This is a genomic window from Aurantiacibacter zhengii (assembly GCF_003584125.1).
In the GTDB taxonomy this organism is placed as follows: Bacteria; Pseudomonadota; Alphaproteobacteria; order Sphingomonadales; family Sphingomonadaceae; genus Alteraurantiacibacter; species Alteraurantiacibacter zhengii.
This window is the reverse complement of sequence record NZ_QXFL01000003.1, coordinates 460498-478974: the sequence shown is the minus strand read 5'-3', so window position 1 is coordinate 478974 and position 18477 is coordinate 460498. Positions and strand designations below refer to the sequence as shown.

The 18477-nt window shown below is 60.9% G+C and carries 16 protein-coding genes and 2 pseudogenes; 16 read left to right on the top strand and 2 right to left on the bottom strand.

Translation table 11 applies throughout. The features are described 5' to 3' along the window. The first annotated feature begins 4 nt into the window (after nucleotides 1-4). From D2V07_RS09335 to D2V07_RS09290, 10 genes and pseudogenes are all read left to right on the top strand, one after another. Nucleotides 5-574 (top strand): type IV conjugative transfer system protein TraE, encoded by a 570-nt coding sequence (locus D2V07_RS09335; protein WP_119586681.1) that lies wholly within the window; start codon nucleotides 5-7, stop codon nucleotides 572-574. Beyond that, nucleotides 571-1386, top strand: a complete 816-nt coding sequence (locus D2V07_RS09330; RefSeq protein WP_119586680.1) for a type-F conjugative transfer system secretin TraK — start codon at nucleotides 571-573, stop codon at nucleotides 1384-1386. The genes D2V07_RS09335 and D2V07_RS09330 overlap by 4 nt, the downstream gene beginning before the upstream one ends. After that, nucleotides 1386-1691 (top strand): annotated as a pseudogene (locus tag D2V07_RS09325) (conjugal transfer protein TraB); the annotation flags it as partial. The gene D2V07_RS09330 and the pseudogene D2V07_RS09325, both read left to right, overlap by 1 nt. Next, nucleotides 1682-1861: pseudogene (locus D2V07_RS09320) on the top strand (type-F conjugative transfer system protein TraW); the annotation flags it as partial. The pseudogenes D2V07_RS09325 and D2V07_RS09320, both read left to right, overlap by 10 nt. Further along, nucleotides 1858-2871 carry a conjugal transfer pilus assembly protein TraU gene (gene traU, locus D2V07_RS09315; RefSeq protein ID WP_119586679.1) on the top strand — a complete coding sequence of 338 codons (1014 nt, stop codon included), beginning with the start codon at nucleotides 1858-1860 and terminating at the stop codon, nucleotides 2869-2871. The pseudogene D2V07_RS09320 and the gene traU, both read left to right, overlap by 4 nt. Continuing rightward, on the top strand, nucleotides 2868-3620 hold the full coding sequence (trbC, locus tag D2V07_RS09310; protein WP_119586678.1) for a type-F conjugative transfer system pilin assembly protein TrbC: 753 nt from the start codon (nucleotides 2868-2870) through the stop codon (nucleotides 3618-3620). Before traU ends, trbC begins: the two co-directional genes overlap by 4 nt. Next, nucleotides 3617-5347 carry a conjugal transfer protein TraN gene (locus D2V07_RS09305; RefSeq protein ID WP_119586677.1) on the top strand — a complete coding sequence of 577 codons (1731 nt, stop codon included), beginning with the start codon at nucleotides 3617-3619 and terminating at the stop codon, nucleotides 5345-5347. Before trbC ends, D2V07_RS09305 begins: the two co-directional genes overlap by 4 nt. After that, the gene (locus tag D2V07_RS09300; RefSeq protein ID WP_233548323.1) at nucleotides 5344-6174 is read left to right on the top strand and encodes a conjugal transfer protein TraF; all 831 of its coding nucleotides are present in this window, start codon (nucleotides 5344-5346) and stop codon (nucleotides 6172-6174) included. The genes D2V07_RS09305 and D2V07_RS09300 overlap by 4 nt, the downstream gene beginning before the upstream one ends. Further along, a complete protein-coding gene (locus D2V07_RS09295) occupies nucleotides 6164-7600 on the top strand; it encodes a conjugal transfer protein TraH (protein WP_119586676.1) in 1437 nt (478 codons plus the stop codon). The genes D2V07_RS09300 and D2V07_RS09295 overlap by 11 nt, the downstream gene beginning before the upstream one ends. A gap of 12 nt (nucleotides 7601-7612) precedes the next feature. After that, complete coding sequence (locus tag D2V07_RS09290) at nucleotides 7613-10324, top strand: conjugal transfer protein TraG N-terminal domain-containing protein (RefSeq protein WP_119586675.1); 2712 nt, start codon at nucleotides 7613-7615, stop codon at nucleotides 10322-10324. Here D2V07_RS09290 and D2V07_RS09285 read toward each other — a convergent pair whose 3' ends face one another. Next, complete coding sequence (locus D2V07_RS09285; RefSeq protein ID WP_233548322.1) at nucleotides 10325-10528, bottom strand: hypothetical protein; 204 nt, start codon at nucleotides 10526-10528, stop codon at nucleotides 10325-10327. 149 nt (nucleotides 10529-10677) lie between these two features. Here D2V07_RS09285 and D2V07_RS09280 point away from each other — a divergent pair, with 149 nt between their 5' ends. Both D2V07_RS09280 and D2V07_RS09275 read left to right on the top strand, forming a co-directional pair. Beyond that, nucleotides 10678-11037: a helix-turn-helix domain-containing protein gene (locus D2V07_RS09280; RefSeq protein ID WP_119586673.1), complete on the top strand. Its 360-nt coding sequence runs from the start codon at nucleotides 10678-10680 to the stop codon at nucleotides 11035-11037. Beyond that, nucleotides 11034-12353, top strand: a complete 1320-nt coding sequence (locus D2V07_RS09275; RefSeq protein ID WP_119586672.1) for a type II toxin-antitoxin system HipA family toxin — start codon at nucleotides 11034-11036, stop codon at nucleotides 12351-12353. The genes D2V07_RS09280 and D2V07_RS09275 overlap by 4 nt, the downstream gene beginning before the upstream one ends. Before the next feature lie 64 nt (nucleotides 12354-12417). On the opposite strand, the gene D2V07_RS09270 is transcribed toward D2V07_RS09275, so the two are convergent. Beyond that, complete coding sequence (locus D2V07_RS09270) at nucleotides 12418-14742, bottom strand: Z1 domain-containing protein (protein ID WP_119586671.1); 2325 nt, start codon at nucleotides 14740-14742, stop codon at nucleotides 12418-12420. A gap of 329 nt (nucleotides 14743-15071) precedes the next feature. Here D2V07_RS09270 and D2V07_RS09260 point away from each other — a divergent pair, with 329 nt between their 5' ends. From D2V07_RS09260 to D2V07_RS09240, 4 genes are all read left to right on the top strand, one after another. After that, nucleotides 15072-16250, top strand: coding sequence for a DNA cytosine methyltransferase (locus D2V07_RS09260; RefSeq protein ID WP_199698760.1), 1179 nt, complete (start codon nucleotides 15072-15074; stop codon nucleotides 16248-16250). Then, nucleotides 16247-17104, top strand: a complete 858-nt coding sequence (locus D2V07_RS09255) for a hypothetical protein (RefSeq protein ID WP_119586669.1) — start codon at nucleotides 16247-16249, stop codon at nucleotides 17102-17104. Before D2V07_RS09260 ends, D2V07_RS09255 begins: the two co-directional genes overlap by 4 nt. 3 nt (nucleotides 17105-17107) lie before the next feature. After that, nucleotides 17108-17587 (top strand): very short patch repair endonuclease, encoded by a 480-nt coding sequence (locus D2V07_RS09250; protein WP_119586668.1) that lies wholly within the window; start codon nucleotides 17108-17110, stop codon nucleotides 17585-17587. A 245-nt stretch (nucleotides 17588-17832) separates the two neighbouring features. Continuing rightward, complete coding sequence (locus D2V07_RS09240) at nucleotides 17833-18468, top strand: S24 family peptidase (protein ID WP_119586666.1); 636 nt, start codon at nucleotides 17833-17835, stop codon at nucleotides 18466-18468. Nucleotides 18469-18477: the final 9 nt, after the last annotated feature.

The following is an 18477-nucleotide window of genomic DNA, read 5'->3' as shown; positions in this document are numbered from 1 at the left end:
ACCCATGCGAGCAGAATTCGCGCACGAACAGGCGCAGACCTATCTGCGGCAACGCAACCGCTTTGCCGTGCTGGCAGGTGTCCTGGGCCTGACCACGCTGGTCAGCCTCGGCGCCGCGGTGACCCGCGACGAGCAGGTTGTGCTGGTGCCGATTACCGCCGAGCGGATCACCGTCTCGAGCGGCGGGATCGACGCGCCCTATCTCGAACTCGTCACCCGCGACACGGCACTGATGCTCCTCAACCGGGCCCCCGAAAGCCTCGACTACTGGATGGCGAACATCCTGATGCTCGCCGATCCCGCCGCGCACGGCCGCCTCAAGGCCGAGCTCGTCAGAATCGTCGAGGAACAGCGCGGCTCGGACATCAGCCAGGCCTTCGTGATCGCGGAAATGCATGTCGATCCCAAGGCCCTGACCTCGACCGTAACCGGCACGCTCAAGACCTTCGTCGGCACGCAGGTGATCGCGAGCCAGCGCCGCTCCTTCCGTTTCCGCTGGTCGAAGCGTGGCCTCAGCCTCGCGCTCGCCGGCTTCGAGCAACTTCCCACCGACAAGGAGGAACCCGGCCAATGAGCCTTATCCCATCTCCCCTCGCTGCTGCGCTTGCCGGAACCGGCCTTGCCTGTTTCGCGATCGGCGCGACAAGGCGCCCCGACCCCGGGCTCAAGCTGACCGGCCTCGCCGCACTCGCCTTCGCGCTCGCCCCGGTCCCGGCGCATGCCGACCAGTTCATCGAAGCGGCCGACAACGCGACCATCGACTGCGATCTCGCTCGCGGCGAACTCACCCGGATCGCGCTCATCGATGATGGCTTTGCCAATGTCTCGAAGATCGCGAACGGCTTTCCCTACAACGACTTCCAGGTGACGCACGAGCCGGTGCGCGGAGACATCTATATCTCCGTGCCCCCGCAATTTGCCGCTGCCCGGGTCAGCTTCTTTGCGACCAGCAAGGCGGGCTACGTCTACAAGTTCGCCTGCCGTCTTGGCGGCGAGGAAGCGACCCAGCTTTTCATCACCAATCCCGCGCTCGCTAAAGCCGCGGCTACCGAGTGGGAGACCGAGACCGGGCCTGAGGACGCCGCGATCCGCCTGATCGAGGCGATGGCGAGCGATGCCGTCCTGCCCGGGTTCACCGCCCGCGCCGAACTGTCCGCGCCGCGCCGTACCGGCGGGATCGAGGTCCAGCTGGTCGCCGAATACCAGGGCGATGAACTGACCGGACAGCGCTTCCTCGTGCGCAACCTCGGCCAGGAAAGTCTTGCGCTTGGCTCCGAGCGCGAAGGTCCCGCAGGCACGCTCGCCTTCGCCTACGGCCGCGATGCACTCGCTCCCGGTGAAGCGACCAGTGCCTTCCTTGTCTTTGCCAAGGGAGGGCTCGACTGATGGCCGAGGCAACACAGAAGGACGCCGAAAAAAGGCCTCTGCCGGGCTCACCGGAAGCTCGAGAAAGCGGACGACGCAACCTCAATTCGCAGATCGCGCAGCGCCAGAAGATGCTGCTCGCCGGGATCGGGGCCATCGCGCTCATCGGCGGCGGGATGTTCATCTTCGGCGGCGATGGCGACGAGGGCGGCAGTGATGCCAATGGTGCGGCGACGATCGACACCGGCGGCCTCGTCAATCGCAACCTCTCACAGCGCGAGTTCGTCGCGAGCTACGGCAACCGGCTCGATGCACAGGGAAGGGCGCACCGCTCGAGCTGATGAAGGCCCGCCAGCGCCGCTTCTATTTCGACCAGGGCGGCAAGCTCACGGACAGGTTCGGGATCAGGTCGGTGCCCGCGCGCGTGCGCCAGCAAGGCCGCCTGCTCGAGATCAGCGAAATCGCGCTGCCGCCGAAATGGAGGACAGCCCAATGACCCGCTTACGAAAGCTGGCGCTTGTTCTGGCCGCCATTCTTGGTCTCGCCACCGCATCGCCCGCCATGGCCGATGCCGGTTCCGGACGCTGCACCGGAAGCTTCGTCAACCCGATCACCGACATCTGCTGGTCGTGCCTGTTCCCGATCTCCATCGGCGGGCTGGACATCTGGCCGTCGAGCCGACCCGATCCCGATAACCCCGATCTGCCGGTGTGCCTGTGCGGTCTGAGACCCGGGATCGCGATGGGCTTCTGGGAACCGGTGCGGCTTGCCGATGTCAGCATGAAGCCGTGGTGCTTCGTGAACCTCGGCGGCATGAAGCTCGATCCGGGCTTCGATATCGGATTCCGGTCGATCTCGGGTCCTTCGGCGGTGGGCGGTGCGAGCCAGTATTATTCGAGCTGGCACGTCCACTGGTATGCCTATCCGCTGATCTACTGGATGGAGATTGTCGCCGATTTCCTGTGCCTGGAATCGGGCTCGATCGACATTCTCTACATCTCCGAGATCGATCCGCTTTGGCAGGACTCCGAGCTCACCGCGATCATCAACCCCGAGGCCGTGCTCTTCGCCAACCCGCTGGCGCTCGCTGCCTGTGCGGCTGACTGCGTCACCTCGACCGCGAAGCTGCCGATCGACGAGATGTTCTGGTGCGCAGGCTGCCAGGGGTCGATGTACCCGATGAACGGCAATGTCTCGGCCTCCATCGGGCACGTCCAGGCCTCGCGCCTCGTGCTCTCGCGCTTTGCCTACAAGCTCCACCGGGAGCTCGTCTCATGGGGGACGATGGGTTCGAAGGGTCTGTGCGGCAAATACCTCATGCCGGTGATGCGCAAGCAACAATACCGCTTCCAGGCCACCAACCCCAACCCGGCGACCTCGGGGCGTTACGCCTGCCCGCCCATCGGCGCCTCCACCACCTTTCAATCGGCCGGACAGGTCATTCCCGCCATCGGCGAAGACATGGGATACCTCGTCTGGCGCAAGCGGAACTGCTGCGCGCTATGAACAAGCACCTCCTCCTTTTGCCCGTCGGCCTTGCCGTCACCCTCGGTGGCCTCGCTCTCGCCCAGAGCGCGCCCGAAGGCATCGACCTCGAAGCGATCCGCGAGCGCGCGGCCGAACACGCCGACGATGCACAGGCGCTTAGCACCAATGTCCGCCAACGCGCCGAGGCGCTGACCGAGGACGCACAGGCTATCCAGGCACAAGCGCAGGCCAATCGCGCGGCCTATGCGGACAGCCTCAAGGCAATCGAGACCGACGCTGTCCTCGACTTCGACGCGATGATCGCGGGGCAAGCCGCCGCCGAGAAAGCATCACTCGGGGGAGCTCCCCGCTTCATTGCCTTTGCCAGCCTGTCGATGCCCCCCGAGGCGCTGAAAGCACTGGTCCGCGACATGACCAGGGCCGGCGGCGTCACCGTGCTGCGCGGCTTCCCGCAAGGAAACAGCGAAGCATTCAAGAAGCGGCTCGCCGCTATCTGGAGCACAAGCGACGCGGCCGGTTCGCTCGGCATCGATCCGCGGCTGTTCCGCGCCTTCAACATCGAGGCCGCGCCGAGCTTCGTCATGCTGAGCACCGAGTTCAGCCCATGCGACGGGTTCGATTGCACCAGCGAGGTCCCCCCACACGACCGCATCGCCGGCAACATCAGCGTGGGCGAAGTCCTCGAGACCTTTGCCTCGGGCAAGGGTCCGGGCGCCGAACTTGCACGCCTCCATCTGCGCCAGCTCGCCAGGGAGGAACGGCCATGACCGGCAGAACCCTCGCCAATCTCCTTACTGCACTCGTCGCCCTAACAAGCGCGGCTTCCATTCACGCTCAGACCCGCGATGCAGCAAGTGCCGACGGCAAGGACTTTGCCACCGAGCTGCTGGGCGAGGCGCGCGATGCCGCAACCACCAATCCCGACGCAGCACGCGTTCCCAATTTCGATCCGCAGGCGACGCGCGACCTGCAGGATCTTTCAAGCGATCCCGACCAGATTGAGGCCCGCGCCCGCAGCGCCGCTACGACCAGCACGCCGATGCGGACGATCCGCGACAGCATGGCCAATCGCGCACGGTTCGAGACTAGCGAGATCGAGGACGTGATTGCGCGCAGCCTCGCCATCAACGAGACGCCGCTCGACTACACCAGCGGCATGGCGATTTCGGGCAGCCAGGGATCCTGCGTTCCGCTGCCGCCTGGATCGGGCGCGGCGGGCACCTATACCGCGACCTGCAATACGGGCACGCGGATCGATCAGTCGGTGGGCCAGTGCACAGTGCCGCTTGTCGCCACGGTCAACCAGCAACCGCAGTATCATTACCTCTGCAACCGGTTCGGCGACTTCAATGGCTCGGGCGAGCCCGAGTGCGCCGGCTTTGACGGCTACTCCTGCCGCGTGACGGGACGGCGCGATACCTGCCTGCAATGGAGTTCCTCGGGTGGACGTCCGTGGTGTTCCGAACCGGGCGACCCCATCACCGAACTGACCTGTGACGATCAGGTGCCGGGGCAAATACCCTACATGGTCACCGCCGCGACCACCGTCACGACGACTCCGGACGAAAGCCAGTGCACAGGTCTCGCTGACAATGGCGAGTGCACGCTGGACGCCGAGATCTGCACCGATGCCGATCCGCAGACCCGCGTGATCGACGGCGTCTCTGTCACGCGGGTCTGCTGGGAATGGCAACGCAATTACACTTGCATCGCGCGCGAAGCGGCAACCGACTGCTCCGACATCGAAAGCCAGGGCACCTGCCGCTTTGTCCGCGAGGAATGCCTAACCGACGAAGCTCCCTGCGAGACCTGGGAGCGCATCTACGAGTGCCCGCTTCCAGGGACCGACAATTCCACCCAGTATGTCTGCGACGGCGATGTCTATTGCATCGACGGCAGCTGCGAGACGATCGAGCGCGCTGCGAACGACGAGTTCAAGGATGCCGTCACCGCGCTCCATGCCATGGACGAGGCCCGCGGCCAGTTCGATCCCGAAACGCTGACGCTGTTCCGCGGTACGCGCAACACCTGCTCGTCCAAGGTCTTCGGCGTGCTCAACTGCTGCAAGGGCAAGGGCTTCCCGCTCATCCCCGGCATCAGCCTGCTCGTCGCGCTCGGCTGCAGCCGCGAGGAAGTGCTGCTCCACGAACGCGATGCGCAGGGGCTGTGCGCTTATGTGGGGACCTATTGTTCGGACAAGTTCCTCGGCGTCTGCCTGACCAAGAAGAAGGTCTACTGCTGCTTCGAGAGCAAGCTCTCGCGAATCCTGCAGGAACAGGGCCGCCGCCAGCTGCCCAAGCCGTGGGACAAGCCCAAGGAAGAACAATGTGAGGGGTTCACTCTCGACGAGTTCGCCCGGCTCGACCTCAGCCAGATGGATTTCAGCGAAGTCTATGCCGAGTTCACAGAGGCTGCACGGCTCCCCGACGAGCTCGAGACCAGCATCCTCATCCAGCAGAAAATCGAAGACTATTACGCAAGGAGTGGCCAATGACGCGCCGCCAATCAATGCCGATGCTGGCCCTCCCAGCACTGGCCATGATTCTCGCTGCACTGCTTCCCGCTCGGGCAGCCGCCCAGGAAGCGCGCCAGGCAGAGCCAGCTGCCTCGGCAGACAGCCTCTACTGCGAACAGCGCAGGCTCGGCTACTGGTTCTACTGCGTAAAACCGGTGCCGGCAGACGAGCCGCAGATGGCGCAGCCACCGGCCCAGGTAACCGCCACGCAGGAACTCGACGCGGTCACGGGGGAACTGCGCGAACTCAAGGCGCGCGCGATCCTCTATCCGACGCCGGAAAACGTCACCGCCTATATCCGCTTCCAGCGCGCGCAGCTCGACCGGGCTTCGCTGTTCTCCGATGTCTGGCAGCGCGCGATCTGGCAGGATCCCGAGCTCGACTACACACTCGAGAGACCGGTCGGCGCGCTCGCCAAGAAGCAATGGCAGGACGCGCGCGCTGCCGATCGCGATGCGGTGATGGCCATGCTCTCCGAGCGCTATGGACTGTTCTACTTCTTCGCCCAGACCTGCGGCGCCTGCGAAGTGATGAGCCCGATCGTGCGCTCGGTGGCGGACCGCTGGCATATAACGGTCCGGGCCATCTCGACCGATGGCGGACCGTCCCGGCACTTCCCCGACTATAAGGTCGAAAGCGGCCAGCGGCCGCGCATGGGGCTCGAACCCGGCATCACCCCGGCGCTCGTGCTGTGGGATAGTGTGGCCAGGCGACCGATCCCGATCGGATACGGCGTGCTCTCGGCCGACGAGCTGCAGGACCGCATCTACCTCCTCACCTCGAAGGAAGCCGGACATGATTACTAGCATCCGCAATGCGGCGCTCACTCTAGCTGCCGCCAGCATGGTCGCGTCCCCCGTCGCCGCAAACGTCGGCGACAGCATGGACCGCTTCATGGACGACATGGGCGCTGCGGCCAATGTCACCGGGCCGAGCGCATTCGAAGGACAGTCGGCGGGCTATTACAGCCTCGGCAACGTCTGGACGCGCTTCCCGCAGAAGACGACCAACATCGCCAACCTCCAGCTGCCGCGTGCCCGCGTAGGTTGCGGCGGCATCGATATCTTCGCCGGGTCCTTCTCCTTCATCAACGCGAGCGAGATGGTCGCGCTGCTTAAAGCCGTCGCGAACAATGCCGTGGGGTTCGCCTTCAGCCTCGCGATCGATACCGTATGCCCCGAGTGCAACAAGATCATGCAGGAGTTCAGCCAAAAGGCGCAGCTCATGAACAATCTCTCGATCAACTCCTGCGAGATGGCGCAGGGGCTGGTCGGCGGCGTCTGGCCCAAGGGCGATCTCGCCGACAAGGCGATCTGCGAAGCGATCGGAAATTCCGAGGGCATCTTCACCGACTATGCCGCGGCCAAGCATGGTTGCGGAACGCGCGGCCAGCGCGCCTCGACCAATGAGGGCGCCGGCGCCGACTATGCCGACGTCAATCCCGGTGTGCCGCGCAATTACACCTGGCATGTCCTCAAGCAGAGCGCCTTCTTCAACCCCGGCGGCACTTTCGACCGCGATCTCGCCGAGTATGCGATGACGCTCATCGGCACGGTGATTTACGTGCCGCCCCGCGACGACGAGCCGGGCAAGTTCGTGCCTTTCGCCGGCGACGCCTCCTCGACGCTGGTGACCGCACTGCTCGACGGGACGCAGGGCCAGTCGGTGCGGGTGTTCCAGTGCGACGAGCCCGACCAGTGCCTCAACCCCACTTTCCAGCAGATGAGCGTCACGAGCGCGAAGGCCATCCGGCCGCGCGTTGCCCGGCTCATCGGCAGCATGGTCGAGGCCATCCGCAGCGATACCGCGATCGGCGACGAGGAGAAGGAACTGCTGCAAGTGGCATCGGTGCCGCTCTACAAGATCCTCACCGTGCAGGCGGCTTATGGACGCGGGATGGCAACCGACGACCGCGACACGCTGGCCGAGATCGCCAGCATCGATCTCCTCTATGCCATTCTCGAGCGCATCACCGCCGAGGCCGGACGCTCGATGGCGAGCTTCATTGCGGCCGACGAAGCCAAGCTCGCGATCTGGCGCGCGCAGGTCGCCGAGGTGCGGTCAAGCCTCGCCCAGCGGCAAGCTACCGGGCAAGCGCGGGTCTCGGCGATCATGCAGATCATCGAGAAGACTGCGATGATCGAGAATATGCTCGCTGCCTCGATGTCACCTTCGATGGCCGCCGCGCTCGACTGGTCGCGCGGGATGCAGTCCCGCTCCATCGTTCCATAAGGGTCAGGCAGCATGGTCGAGATTTTCACGGTCGGCGGCGGCGAGTATATCGTCAATGTCCTCAACGCCGTTGCCGCCTGGACCGGCGCGGGCGGCTACAAGAGCCTGATTCAGGTCGCGCTGGTGATGGGCATGGTGCTCGCGGTCATCGTGGTCGCATTCAACCAGGACTGGCGTGCCTGGCTCAACTGGTTCCTCGGCGCGACGCTCATCTACATGTGCCTGATGGTGCCGCGCATGGACGTCCATGTGACCGACCGGGTCAATCCAAGCCTTGCACCGGCAACGGTGGCCAATGTCCCGCTCGGGCTCGCCCTGATGGCAAGCTTCACCAGTCAGGCGGGGGACTATCTGACCCGCTCTGCCGAGCTCGTCTTCGGCTTGCCGGACGACCTCAACTACTCGAAGAACGGCATGATCTATGGCGCGCGGCTGCTTGAATCGACGCGCAGTTTGCGCATTTCCGATCCGGAGTTCGCCGCGAACTTCGACGAGCATGTCCGGCAATGCGTGTTCTACGATCTGCTGCTCGGACGCTACTCGATGAAGGAGCTGTCCGAGAGCGATGACATCTGGGCAACGATCGCGCCGGGCAGCGCGGCGCGCGCGCAGAAATTCCTGACCCGGCAGGCCGACGACAGCGTGACGGCCTCGATCATAACCTGCCGCGAAGCCTACACCGCGCTGTCGGGGCAATGGGCGAGCCTTATCGACGAGATGACGCTTGTCGCGGGGCGTCAGCTCTATCCGCGCCAGACCGAAGCGCTCGCCAAGGCCAAGCTGATGGCCGACCTGCCGATTGCCTACCAGTATCTCACCGGCATCTCGCGCAGCGCGAGCGACATCTTCCGCCAGGTGCTGACGATCAATGCCATGAACCAGGCTATGCACGGCTTTGCTGGGGCGAGCGGCACCGGCAGCATTGACGTCTTCGCGCAGACCCGCGCCGACATTCAAACCGAGCGGACCTATTCGTCGATCGCGCATAACGCGATGAAATGGGTCCCGATCCTCAATGTCGTGCTGACGGTGGTGTTCTACGCGCTGTTCCCTGTCCTGTTTCCGCTGTTCCTGATGCCGCGGACCGGACCCATTGCGCTCCGAGGTTATGTCACCGGCTTCTTCTACCTTGCGGCGTGGGGACCGCTCTTCGTCATCCTGCACATGATCCTGATGTTCAAGGGCGCAGGCGATGTCGCCGCCGCTGGCGGCAGCACGGGCCTCAGCCTCGCGACCTTTGCCGGCATGAGCGACGTAAACAGCGATATCGGCATTCTCGCCGGCTATCTTGTCGCCTCAATCCCCTTCCTTGCCGGCGGGGTGGCGCGTGGTGCGCTGGCGATCTCGGGCCAGGCAACGAGCTATCTCAACCCGAGCCAGAACGCAGCCGAGGAAGCCGCGCGCGAAGCGAGCACCGGCAATGTCTCGCTCGGCAATTCGAACATCGACAACTCGACTGTGTTCTCCCGGCAATTCTCCCAGGGCAATCTTGCACCCAACATCGCCTATGGCGCAGCCCAGACGCGTGGTTTCACCGACAGCGGGACGCAGACCACCAGCTTTCCTGATGGCGAGTTCGCTGCTGTCCCGAATTCAAGCTATCCGTTCACCCCGACACTGGGGCAGGACTTCACCGGACGCCTCGGAACGATGGCGAGCCAGAGCCGGACGCAGAGCGAGACCTATGCCAATCTCGCCCAGCAATCGACGAGCTCTGCGCTCACCCGGTTCAGTGAGATTCGCAACGCCTACAGCCAGGGTCAGAGCTCCGACACAGTCAGCGGCGTCGGCACGAACGACAGCATCGGCACGGCATTCAGCGAAGTCGACAATGCCTCGAGGACGCTCCAGCAGCAGTTCGGCCTGTCGCGGCGCGCGTCCGACGACATTACGATCTCATGGTTCCTTAATGGCGAGGTCAATGGCGGTGCTGGAGCCAATGTTGGCGTAGCTCAAGTGGGTGCCAAGGCAAGAGGCGGCCGCAATCAGTCATGGACGGACAGCGATATCGGGATCGCCTCGGAAGACCGCGGCAGGATCATGGGAACGCTGCGCCAGCTTTCCGACAGCCGCAACTGGTCGAACACGCGTGAAGGTTTCCTGCGCGAGACGAACTCGAGCTCGGTATCGCAGGTGTCGACCAGTTCGTCGGGCCTCAGCCGATCGCTGACCGAAGCCGAGAGCTATACGCGAGAGGCGCGTCGGGCCGAAGAGATGGCCAGCCGCCTCGAGAACCAGGCCAGCTGGTATGAGGCCAACAGCGCCGCAGGCACGCTGAACCTGAGCCAGGCCTATCGCGAATGGGGCATGGCCGAGATCGAAGGGAATCGCGACTATTACGGGCCGGTGCGCTTCGATGACATCGAGTTCCAGATGAGTGCGCGCGGCCAACAACTGCAATCGCGATTTGTCGAAAGCTATGCCGATCGGCTGCAGGACGACATAGAAGCAGACCTTTCATTGCCGGACTTCGCTCCCGTCAGCCGCCCTGAGATTGGCAATGCCGGGCAAGTGCGTGCACGGGGAGGCTTTGGTTCGGCGAGTGGTCCCTCAATGCCCGATGCTCCGGATCTGTCTGACATCACAGATGAAGTCGAGCGGGTTCGTCGGCAAGGTCGTGGGCGGATCGGAACGGTGAGAGGCTATCTGGATGGTCAAACAGAAGGCGCCACAGGTGCAAGCGAGGAAGCGGCAGATGAGGTGAAGGAGTGGGCCAATAGGTGATTATAGGATCACGTCCTGAACAATCACAAAGACGACGAACCCGATCAAGAAGAACGCAGCGGTGAGAATCACTGCTCGAGCCCATCTATCGGCCCAAGCCTTCTTCCAAGAGTATGACGTGAGGCGATTTTCGGAGATGGCACGGTCGATCTCTCGTAGGCCCTTCCAGTCCGGCTGGTCGCTTTGACCCTTCTCGTCATCCATTTCCATCACTCCAACCTACATAAAGTAGCAAATTTGATGCATTATCGGTGATAATCCAACTTACGTCTCGATATTGACACATTAACCATTATGAAGTAAAGACGCAAAATCGCTACACAAAGCTCCATGCCGGAGATAATGTCTCGATAATGCCACATTATGATTCGCCAGATCTGCGACCTCTCTCGGTACTGCTATCCGACATCGGGAAGCAGATCGAAGCATATCGCATATCACGCAATCTCAAGCAGGCCGAGCTTGCGGAAATGGCTGGCATCTCGCGTTCAACGCTCGCCCGCCTGGAAGCCGGCAATGGCGGGACCATTGATAGCCTTGCCAGACTAATGCGTGCGCTTGAAATCGAAGACCGCCTTCTGGATGTCATGCCCGACGCCAAGCTGAGCCCGCTCGATCCCCGGTCCGACACCGGCAAGGCGCGGCAAAGGGTGCGCAAGTCTTCTGAAGGTGAGGCTGACGAGGAATGGAGCTGGGGTGACGAGGCCCCATGACGCGCGCTGTAGTCAATCTCTGGGGTCGTCAGATCGGCGCCGTCCTGTGGGATGAGGATCGCGATGTCGGGATTTTCGAATACACTCCGGAATTCAGCCGCAGCGGTATCGAAGTCGCCCCGCTCACAATGCCTTTACGAAGCGGCGTCTACGATTTTCCCGCGCTGAATTACGAGACCTTCAAAGGGCTTCCGGGCATGCTGGCCGACAGCCTGCCCGACAAGTTTGGTAACGCCCTGATCAACCGTTGGCTTGCCGAGCAGGGCCGCACAGCCGACAGCTTCGATCCGGTCGAGCGTCTTTGTTACACCGGCCGCAGAGGCATGGGCGCGCTCGAATTCGAACCTGCCACCGGTGAGCGCCGTGAACAGGGTCGGCCGGTCGATATCGCTCCGCTTGTCGAGCTCGCCAACCGGGTCATTGCCGCGCGTGAAGAACTGTCCGGTGTGCTCAAGGGAGAGGATGATCACCGCGCACTCCAGGAGATCCTGCGCGTCGGAACCTCCGCCGGCGGCGCCCGGGCCAAGGCCGTCCTCGCCTGGAACGAGGAAACCGGAGAATTCCATTCAGGGCAGCTGACTGCAGGGCCCGGCTACACGCAATGGCTGGTCAAGTTCGACGGCGTGTCGGGCAATGCCGACAAGGAACTTGCCGACCCGATGGGCTTCGGCCGGCTTGAGTACGCCTGCTACCTGCTAGCCCGAGAGGCCGGCATCGACATGGCTCGCTCTCGTCTGCACGAAGAAGGTGGGCGGGCGCATTTCATGACCCAGCGCTTCGATCGCACGCCTAACGGCAAGAAGCTCCACATGCAGTCGCTTTGCGCGATGCGCCATTTCGATTTCAACCTCGCTCGCGCATACAGCTACGAGCAGGCGATCGAGACCATCCGAATGCTCGGCCTCGGACGCGAAGCGATCAAGGAGCAGGTGCGCCGCGCGCTGCTCAATGTCTTCATTCGCAACCAGGACGACCACACCAAGAACATCGCCTTCCTGATGGATAGCTCGGGTCGCTGGAGCCTCTCGCCCGCATTCGATGTCGTTTACGCCTATAACCCAAGCGGAGACTGGACCAATGAGCACCAGATGTCTCTGGCCGGAAAAACCGACGGCTTCGAATTTGAGGACTTGCTGGCATTCGGGAAGTTTGCGGATCTCAAAACTGGTGAAACAAAGTCTATAGTTAGAGAAATCGTGGCGGCCGTCAGTGATTGGGAGAAACATTGCCGTAAAGCTGGGGTTCCCGATAATCTCGCTGCCAACGCAATGCGTGGCTTCCGTCTTCATCTAGCGAATGGCGAAACGAAATTTTAATTTTGGGACTGACGCGCGGACGAGGTCACAACCAATAGAGGAGCGCTGCCATTCGAACGCCGGTTTAACTCATGGATTTTGTTGCGAATACGCATGGCTCGGCATCAGTCGGTGCCGCGAGAAGCGGCCACCAGAAGGAGTGTGCCGTCCATCCGCGCTCCCTGCCGCCCTTTTGTTGCAGCAGAATTAGAGCGGGCTTCGAGCGAGGCTCGTCCATGATCCTTGGCCGCAATGCGGGACCGAGAATCGAACGACCTGACTTGTCGCCTGACTTTGCGCGATCCAGCCCTCTGCCGGTTTCCGCCAGCAGCAAAATCGTTTCGCCCTTCTCGGTATAGTAGTCGATCAATCCGCGCATCGCGCCCCACTCGAACTTGACGCTATCGAATTCCATCGTCTCCTCGATGGTCGCGATGATCTCGTAGGCGGTGGCGCGGTCGATCTCGACAAATTCGCCGGTATCCCGCCACTCAGGAAGGATTAGCTTGTCCAGCTTCGTTTGAAGCTCGGCCATGCGCTTGCCCGCTCGTGTTTGAAAATCGGAAGGCAAGAGCAGGGTTCGAGGCGAGACGGTCACGACGTCCGAAAGCAGCACCTTGTTCGGAGCGCAAGGCCTAATCCGTCCGTTTCCGTCAGTCTGAATGAACACAACGCCTTGGTCATGGGCGCCTGTCTCGAAGGCATCCCGCAGAGCGTTCTCGAATTCATTGATCGTGAACAGCCGGTCATAAACCGCCCGCGAGGTGTAAAGCCGCGTTACCGCAAGGTCATCGCGCCCACGGTTCCCGTACATGCGGGAGTGCTGCAAGACGGTATCTGCTTGCGTCGTTCTCGGATTGCGTCCGTAGTAGAAGGCAATCAGGTTGGGAATGGTTATGCCACGGTCAAGAATGTTGCCGCCCACGAAAATGTTATAGGGCGTCCGCAGCTTGAGTTCGGCCTTCTGGTCAAGCAGGGCTGATACTTGGCCGTCTGAATTGACCTTCTCGACAACAATATCGTCGTTTTGGAGTGCATCGAGGAATTCTTCGAACGCCTCGTCATGCGGCGGCATATCGCCGCCATTCGCCGTCACCGAAACCTCAAGGTCGTCATAGGCTTCATCAAACAGGGGGCGCAGACGCTTGGGGTTCTCTTCGGCGGCCTTGACGATTTCATCGCGAATCCAGTCGATCACCTGATTCTGCCAGCTATGCGCCGCTTTCTGCGTATCGTTGTGGATGAGCATAGAGTATTTCTGCTCCTTCTCACCAAGCTCGCGCTGCTGCCACTGCCTGACGCCCGCCGCGAGAACGAAGGTGATGATTGCGCGGCGCAGGCCCGCCGTGTTCTCGGTGTCGAGCACACGATCCTGGTTGATGCGCCGCAGATCCATTTTGCGCAGGGCGTCCTGCTCCTGCTCGCTGACCTCGACGATCAAGTGCGAGAGCGGGTCCCCGTCATCGAATGAGTCAAAATAGTGGTTGCCGCCGACATACCCGCCATGGATCGGTAGAAGCTCGGTGAAAGCCGGCCGTTTCGGCTTGTAGACGTAGTTGGTGTGCGCAGCCGGGTCATCGTAGTTCTCAGGCTGCAAATAGAGGGAATATGGCGTCGCGGTGACCTGAAGGAAGGCGATGCCGTCGCTCAACTCGCGCAGCTCGTCAATCTGTCCAGCGATGACACCCTGCGAGATGTCAGTGTCGTCCTTGTTCGGAACGAAGCGAACGCTGGCCAGATCGGCCTCGTCATCGACGATCAAAACCTTCTTTTTCTGAAGTCCGGGTTGGTCCTTCACAAAGTCGATAAGTCGGTTGAGGTTATGCACCTGCTTCTTGGCGACGATCACGATTTTGCGGCGAAGCTCGCTGCGTGTGAGCGTGCCGGGCTGCTTCATAATATCGAACACCATCAGCTCATCTTCTTCGATGAACTCGGCAAAGTCCGATTCCAGACGCGAAACGGTCTGGGCGGAGAGCGTCTTGGTGCCCTTGGTCAGCACTAGGGCAATATCGAAGTCCCGGTCAAATGCTCCCGCAATTACGCCGACAAAGGCGCGGGTCTTGCCTGATTGAATTTTGCCGAGGAGCATTCCCGGTCGGCTGTCTGTCGTCACCGACGTGTCGAGCTTTTCGACAACGCGCTCGATACATTCAGCCAGCTCGTCACTGTCGTTGCGGTAACTCTTCAGTCGCGAATAGAATTGCGGCCCCTTTTGAAGATCATCGAGGCGGCGGTTGTTACGGCGAAGCCATGCGCGGATTTGAGGACGCCTGAAGACCGGCCCCGACGCAAGCTCCTTGATAGGACGGGGAAAGTCCGAAGCCCGCGAGCGCCAGTTTACGACGGCCTGCCTTGACACGTTTGCCATCTCCGCGATTTCGTTGATCCCAACAATGTCGTGCTCCACGGGCCGAATCCTTCTGTTTACGTTGTACACGGGTGTGTACGTTGTAAACAAAACAATGTCAACAGAGCGGCGTTGTTTGGTGTGTGTTGCGCCGACCGTTTCCGCATGTTCCTAAATTGTTCTTGCTATTGGCGCCAAAAAGGCGCCTAACGGCGCGATGGAGACCGCTATGACAAGAGCTGAGCCCAAGAGAGATGACCGTATCCGTCAAAGCATCAGGCTGGACAAACAGCTATGGGATGGAATCGACCGGGTGCGGTCTGAGCGCCCGGGCAACATTTCTCGCAATACGTGGATAACTGAAGCCGTCCTTGAGAAACTTCAGCGCGATGGCGCTAATGCTCATCCTGGGAGAGTCGCCGATGCCTAACTTTTACGAATTCTTCGCAGGCGGCGGCATGGCGCGAGCCGGTCTTGGCAGCCGTTGGGACTGTCTATTCGCCAACGATTTCGACCGTAAGAAGGGCGAAACCTATGAAGCCAACTGGGGCAAAGGGGCGCTCACTGTCGGCGATGTGAAAAAGGTCGAAGCAAAGGACCTTCCCGGTCAGGCGGACTTGGTCTGGGGCTCGTTTCCCTGTCAGGATTTGTCGTTGGCTGGCGGCGGGGCTGGCCTCAAAGGTGAACGCTCTGGCACATTCTGGCCGTTCTGGCGCTTGATGCAATCATTGATAAAAGACGGGCGCGCGCCATCGATCATCGTGCTTGAGAATGTCTGTGGCGCGCTGACTTCGCACCAAGGCAAAGACTTCGCGGCCATCTGCGCGGCCTTTGCGCGTGAGAACTATCGCTGTGGGGGGATGGTAATAGACGCAGCGGATTTCGTGCCGCAATCGCGGCCAAGGCTTTTCGTGATTGGCATTCGCGATGATGTGATCCTGCCCGATGGCGTGATTGCAGGCGAACCTGTGAACGATTGGCACACTCAAGCCCTGCGCAATGCGCATGCAAAGCTTTCTCCAAGAGCGAAGAGTAACTGGCTGTGGTGGACAATGCCGAGACCGCCAGTCAGAAATTCACGCTTCGCCGACTTAATCGAAGACAGTCCGAAGAGCGTGAACTGGCATACCGCAGCGGAGACCAAGCAGCTTCTCTCGATGATGAGCGATGTGAACCTTGAAAAGGTCGAAGCTGCCAAGAATGCTGGTCGTCGCATGGTGGGTGCAATCTACAAGCGTACTCGGCACGACGAAACCGGCGCGAAGGTTCAAAGGGCAGAGATCCGGTTCGACGACTTGGCCGGTTGTCTGCGAACTCCTGCAGGCGGTTCGAGTCGCCAACTCATCATGGTCGTAGACGGCGAGAAGGTAAAATCCCGTCTTATTTCAACGCGTGAAACTGCTCGGCTAATGGGCTTGCCTGACGACTACATACTTCCCGCACGTTACAATGAAGCCTATCATCTGACGGGCGATGGCGTTGTGGCGCCGGTCGTCAGGTATTTGGCAGCGCACATATTCGAGCCTGTCTTGATGCCGCAGCCAGGAGACATGAAGGAGGCTGCGTGAGTGTAATTCCATGCTGTCAGAACGCAGAACTTCGTAAGAAGATCGAGGAGTTCGCGGAGACACTAAAGACCGAAGCGCATAAGCTCGGCGATCACGGACTCGACGACCAAGAATTCTATAACAGCGGTTTGTTTCGCGGGGCGATCGAACGCGTCCGTGGTCAGTTTTCGGCTACAATGCGTGATAAGCGCGAGTTCGTGAAGCACGTCCTGAACTACATGCAGGATGGTGGTTACATCGCCGACTGGGAGTCTGCTGGCGAGGCCAACCGTCATGACTATGCCGTCAAACTCAACAGCGGCAAGACTGCAGTGATCGAACTCAAGGGCTGTCTAGACGGCAATAACACGAACATTTTCGAGCGCCCGCCGCATGCCCAGGAATTTATCATCTGGAGCGTTTGCACAAATCCCGGTGCCGATCCACGCCATAACGCTTGGTCAGGCATTCACACGCGTCTGAGTGCTGAAATCATATATCGCGAACAGCGTGTCGATGGCGTTGTCATTTGGGATATGGTGTGTGGAACATTAGGACGCCCGTGCCCGAAACTTGAAAACCAACCTGAACGGACGACAGAAGTCGGCCCATACTCGCTCCCGCCTGCATGCATTTACGTGATGCCGGCCACCACCCCTAGCCCGAGAAACAACTCGCACCCGCCGGCGCAAAAGTTGGACGACGTTGAGCTGCTTAATGCCTTCCACAAATGTTTCGGAGGCGACGATGCCGAGGTGAGCTACGTTGACTTCGAAGTAGCTTATCAAGGATCCGAGACCGTCAGGACTACGACGATTACGCGGCATGGTGCCATCGCACAGCAATCAGGGGCAACCGCGATAAGACGGTCATAGGCAATGAAGCAAGGCGATCCAGACCGCAGCCGAATCATGCGCGCGGTGAAGGGGAAGGACACATCGCCCGAGAGGTTTGTACGTTCGATTCTCCACCGGGCTGGTTATCGCTTTCGACTACACGCCACGGACTTGCCAGGAAAGCCAGACATCATCTTCCGAAGGCGGAAGAAGGCGATATTTGTCCATGGCTGCTTTTGGCACGGCCATAACTGCAAACGTGGTGCGCGCATTCCCAAATCGAACACCCAATATTGGAAAAAGAAGATCGGGAGCAACATTGATCGAGACGTTCGCTCGCTAGGTGCATTAAAAGCACTTGGTTGGTCGGTGGCGATTGTTTGGGAATGTGAACTGAAGGAACCGAACTCAGTTATGCGGCGCATGTCGATGTTCTTAGATGGCGAGCTTTGCCTGCCAACCCAAAGTCTTTCTAATCAGGCGAAGGCAGATTGCGAAGATATTCTTCCACCTTCTCGATAGTCCTGCGGCGTGGTCTGCGTCCGGCCCTTAGATCGATCACGAAGCGCGGATCGCCAACCGCGCGACGACCGAACCGTGTCGCCGACATGTGCGATTCTTTCAGATGTCGCTCAATTCGATCCAGCAATTTCATGGCCTTCCTCGACTCACTCAGGACTTGTATTCCTGTTTTGTTCTTAGTAGGAAGGTTCCATCGAGTCTAGGAGATTTCCTTCTCTCCTGAGACCGTCAGAAGGAACGATACGATGGAACATGTCAGAGAGGAGCTTGATCGCCTGATCCAGCAGCGACGGCTCGGATATTCCTCGATCTCGCGGATGATCGGACGAAACTCGTCCTATATTCAGCAGTTCATCAAGCGTGGATCGCCGCGCAAGCTGGATGACGATGACCGGCGCACGCTTGCCAGCTTCTTCGGGGTCGACGAGCAAGTGCTTGGCGGACCGCCCGCACCCATGCGTGACGGGTTGATCGAAATACCCGTGTTCAATGTCGATGCATCCGCGGGCTTTGGAGCGATTGCCGAAAGCGAGACCGCCCATACCCGCTTCGGTTTCGACGAACGCTGGCTTGGCCGGTTGACCCGTGCAAAAAGCGCCAGTCTTTCGATCATCCACGTCTTGGGCGACTCCATGGAGCCGACACTCAGCGATGGCGACGAAGTGCTCGTCGATGCGTCGGACCAGGGTTCGCGGCTACGTGACGGCATCTACGTCCTGCGCGCCGACGATGCGCTGGTCGTCAAGCGCGTGACGCTCAAGCCAGGTGGCCGCAAGATCACGATTAGCAGCGACAATTCGGCTTATCCCAGCTGGGACGATGTCGACCGGTCCGAGATCCAGGTGGTCGGCCGCGTCATCTGGTTCGGACGCGCTGTCTGATCCTACCGG

Coding starts and splice junctions, on each gene's coding strand:
- D2V07_RS09305 (WP_119586677.1), top strand. CDS start 3,617: ATGACCGGCAGAACCCTCGCCAATCTCCTTACTGCACTCGTCGCCCTA.
- D2V07_RS09250 (WP_119586668.1), top strand. CDS start 17,108: ATGAAGCAAGGCGATCCAGACCGCAGCCGAATCATGCGCGCGGTGAAG.
- D2V07_RS09290 (WP_119586675.1), top strand. CDS start 7,613: ATGGTCGAGATTTTCACGGTCGGCGGCGGCGAGTATATCGTCAATGTC.
- D2V07_RS09260 (WP_199698760.1), top strand. CDS start 15,072: ATGGCGCTAATGCTCATCCTGGGAGAGTCGCCGATGCCTAACTTTTAC.
- D2V07_RS09300 (WP_233548323.1), top strand. CDS start 5,344: ATGACGCGCCGCCAATCAATGCCGATGCTGGCCCTCCCAGCACTGGCC.
- D2V07_RS09285 (WP_233548322.1), bottom strand. CDS start 10,528: ATGGATGACGAGAAGGGTCAAAGCGACCAGCCGGACTGGAAGGGCCTA.
- D2V07_RS09330 (WP_119586680.1), top strand. CDS start 571: ATGAGCCTTATCCCATCTCCCCTCGCTGCTGCGCTTGCCGGAACCGGC.
- trbC (WP_119586678.1), top strand. CDS start 2,868: ATGAACAAGCACCTCCTCCTTTTGCCCGTCGGCCTTGCCGTCACCCTC.
- D2V07_RS09240 (WP_119586666.1), top strand. CDS start 17,833: ATGGAACATGTCAGAGAGGAGCTTGATCGCCTGATCCAGCAGCGACGG.
- traU (WP_119586679.1), top strand. CDS start 1,858: ATGACCCGCTTACGAAAGCTGGCGCTTGTTCTGGCCGCCATTCTTGGT.
- D2V07_RS09275 (WP_119586672.1), top strand. CDS start 11,034: ATGACGCGCGCTGTAGTCAATCTCTGGGGTCGTCAGATCGGCGCCGTC.
- D2V07_RS09335 (WP_119586681.1), top strand. CDS start 5: ATGCGAGCAGAATTCGCGCACGAACAGGCGCAGACCTATCTGCGGCAA.
- D2V07_RS09280 (WP_119586673.1), top strand. CDS start 10,678: ATGCCACATTATGATTCGCCAGATCTGCGACCTCTCTCGGTACTGCTA.
- D2V07_RS09295 (WP_119586676.1), top strand. CDS start 6,164: ATGATTACTAGCATCCGCAATGCGGCGCTCACTCTAGCTGCCGCCAGC.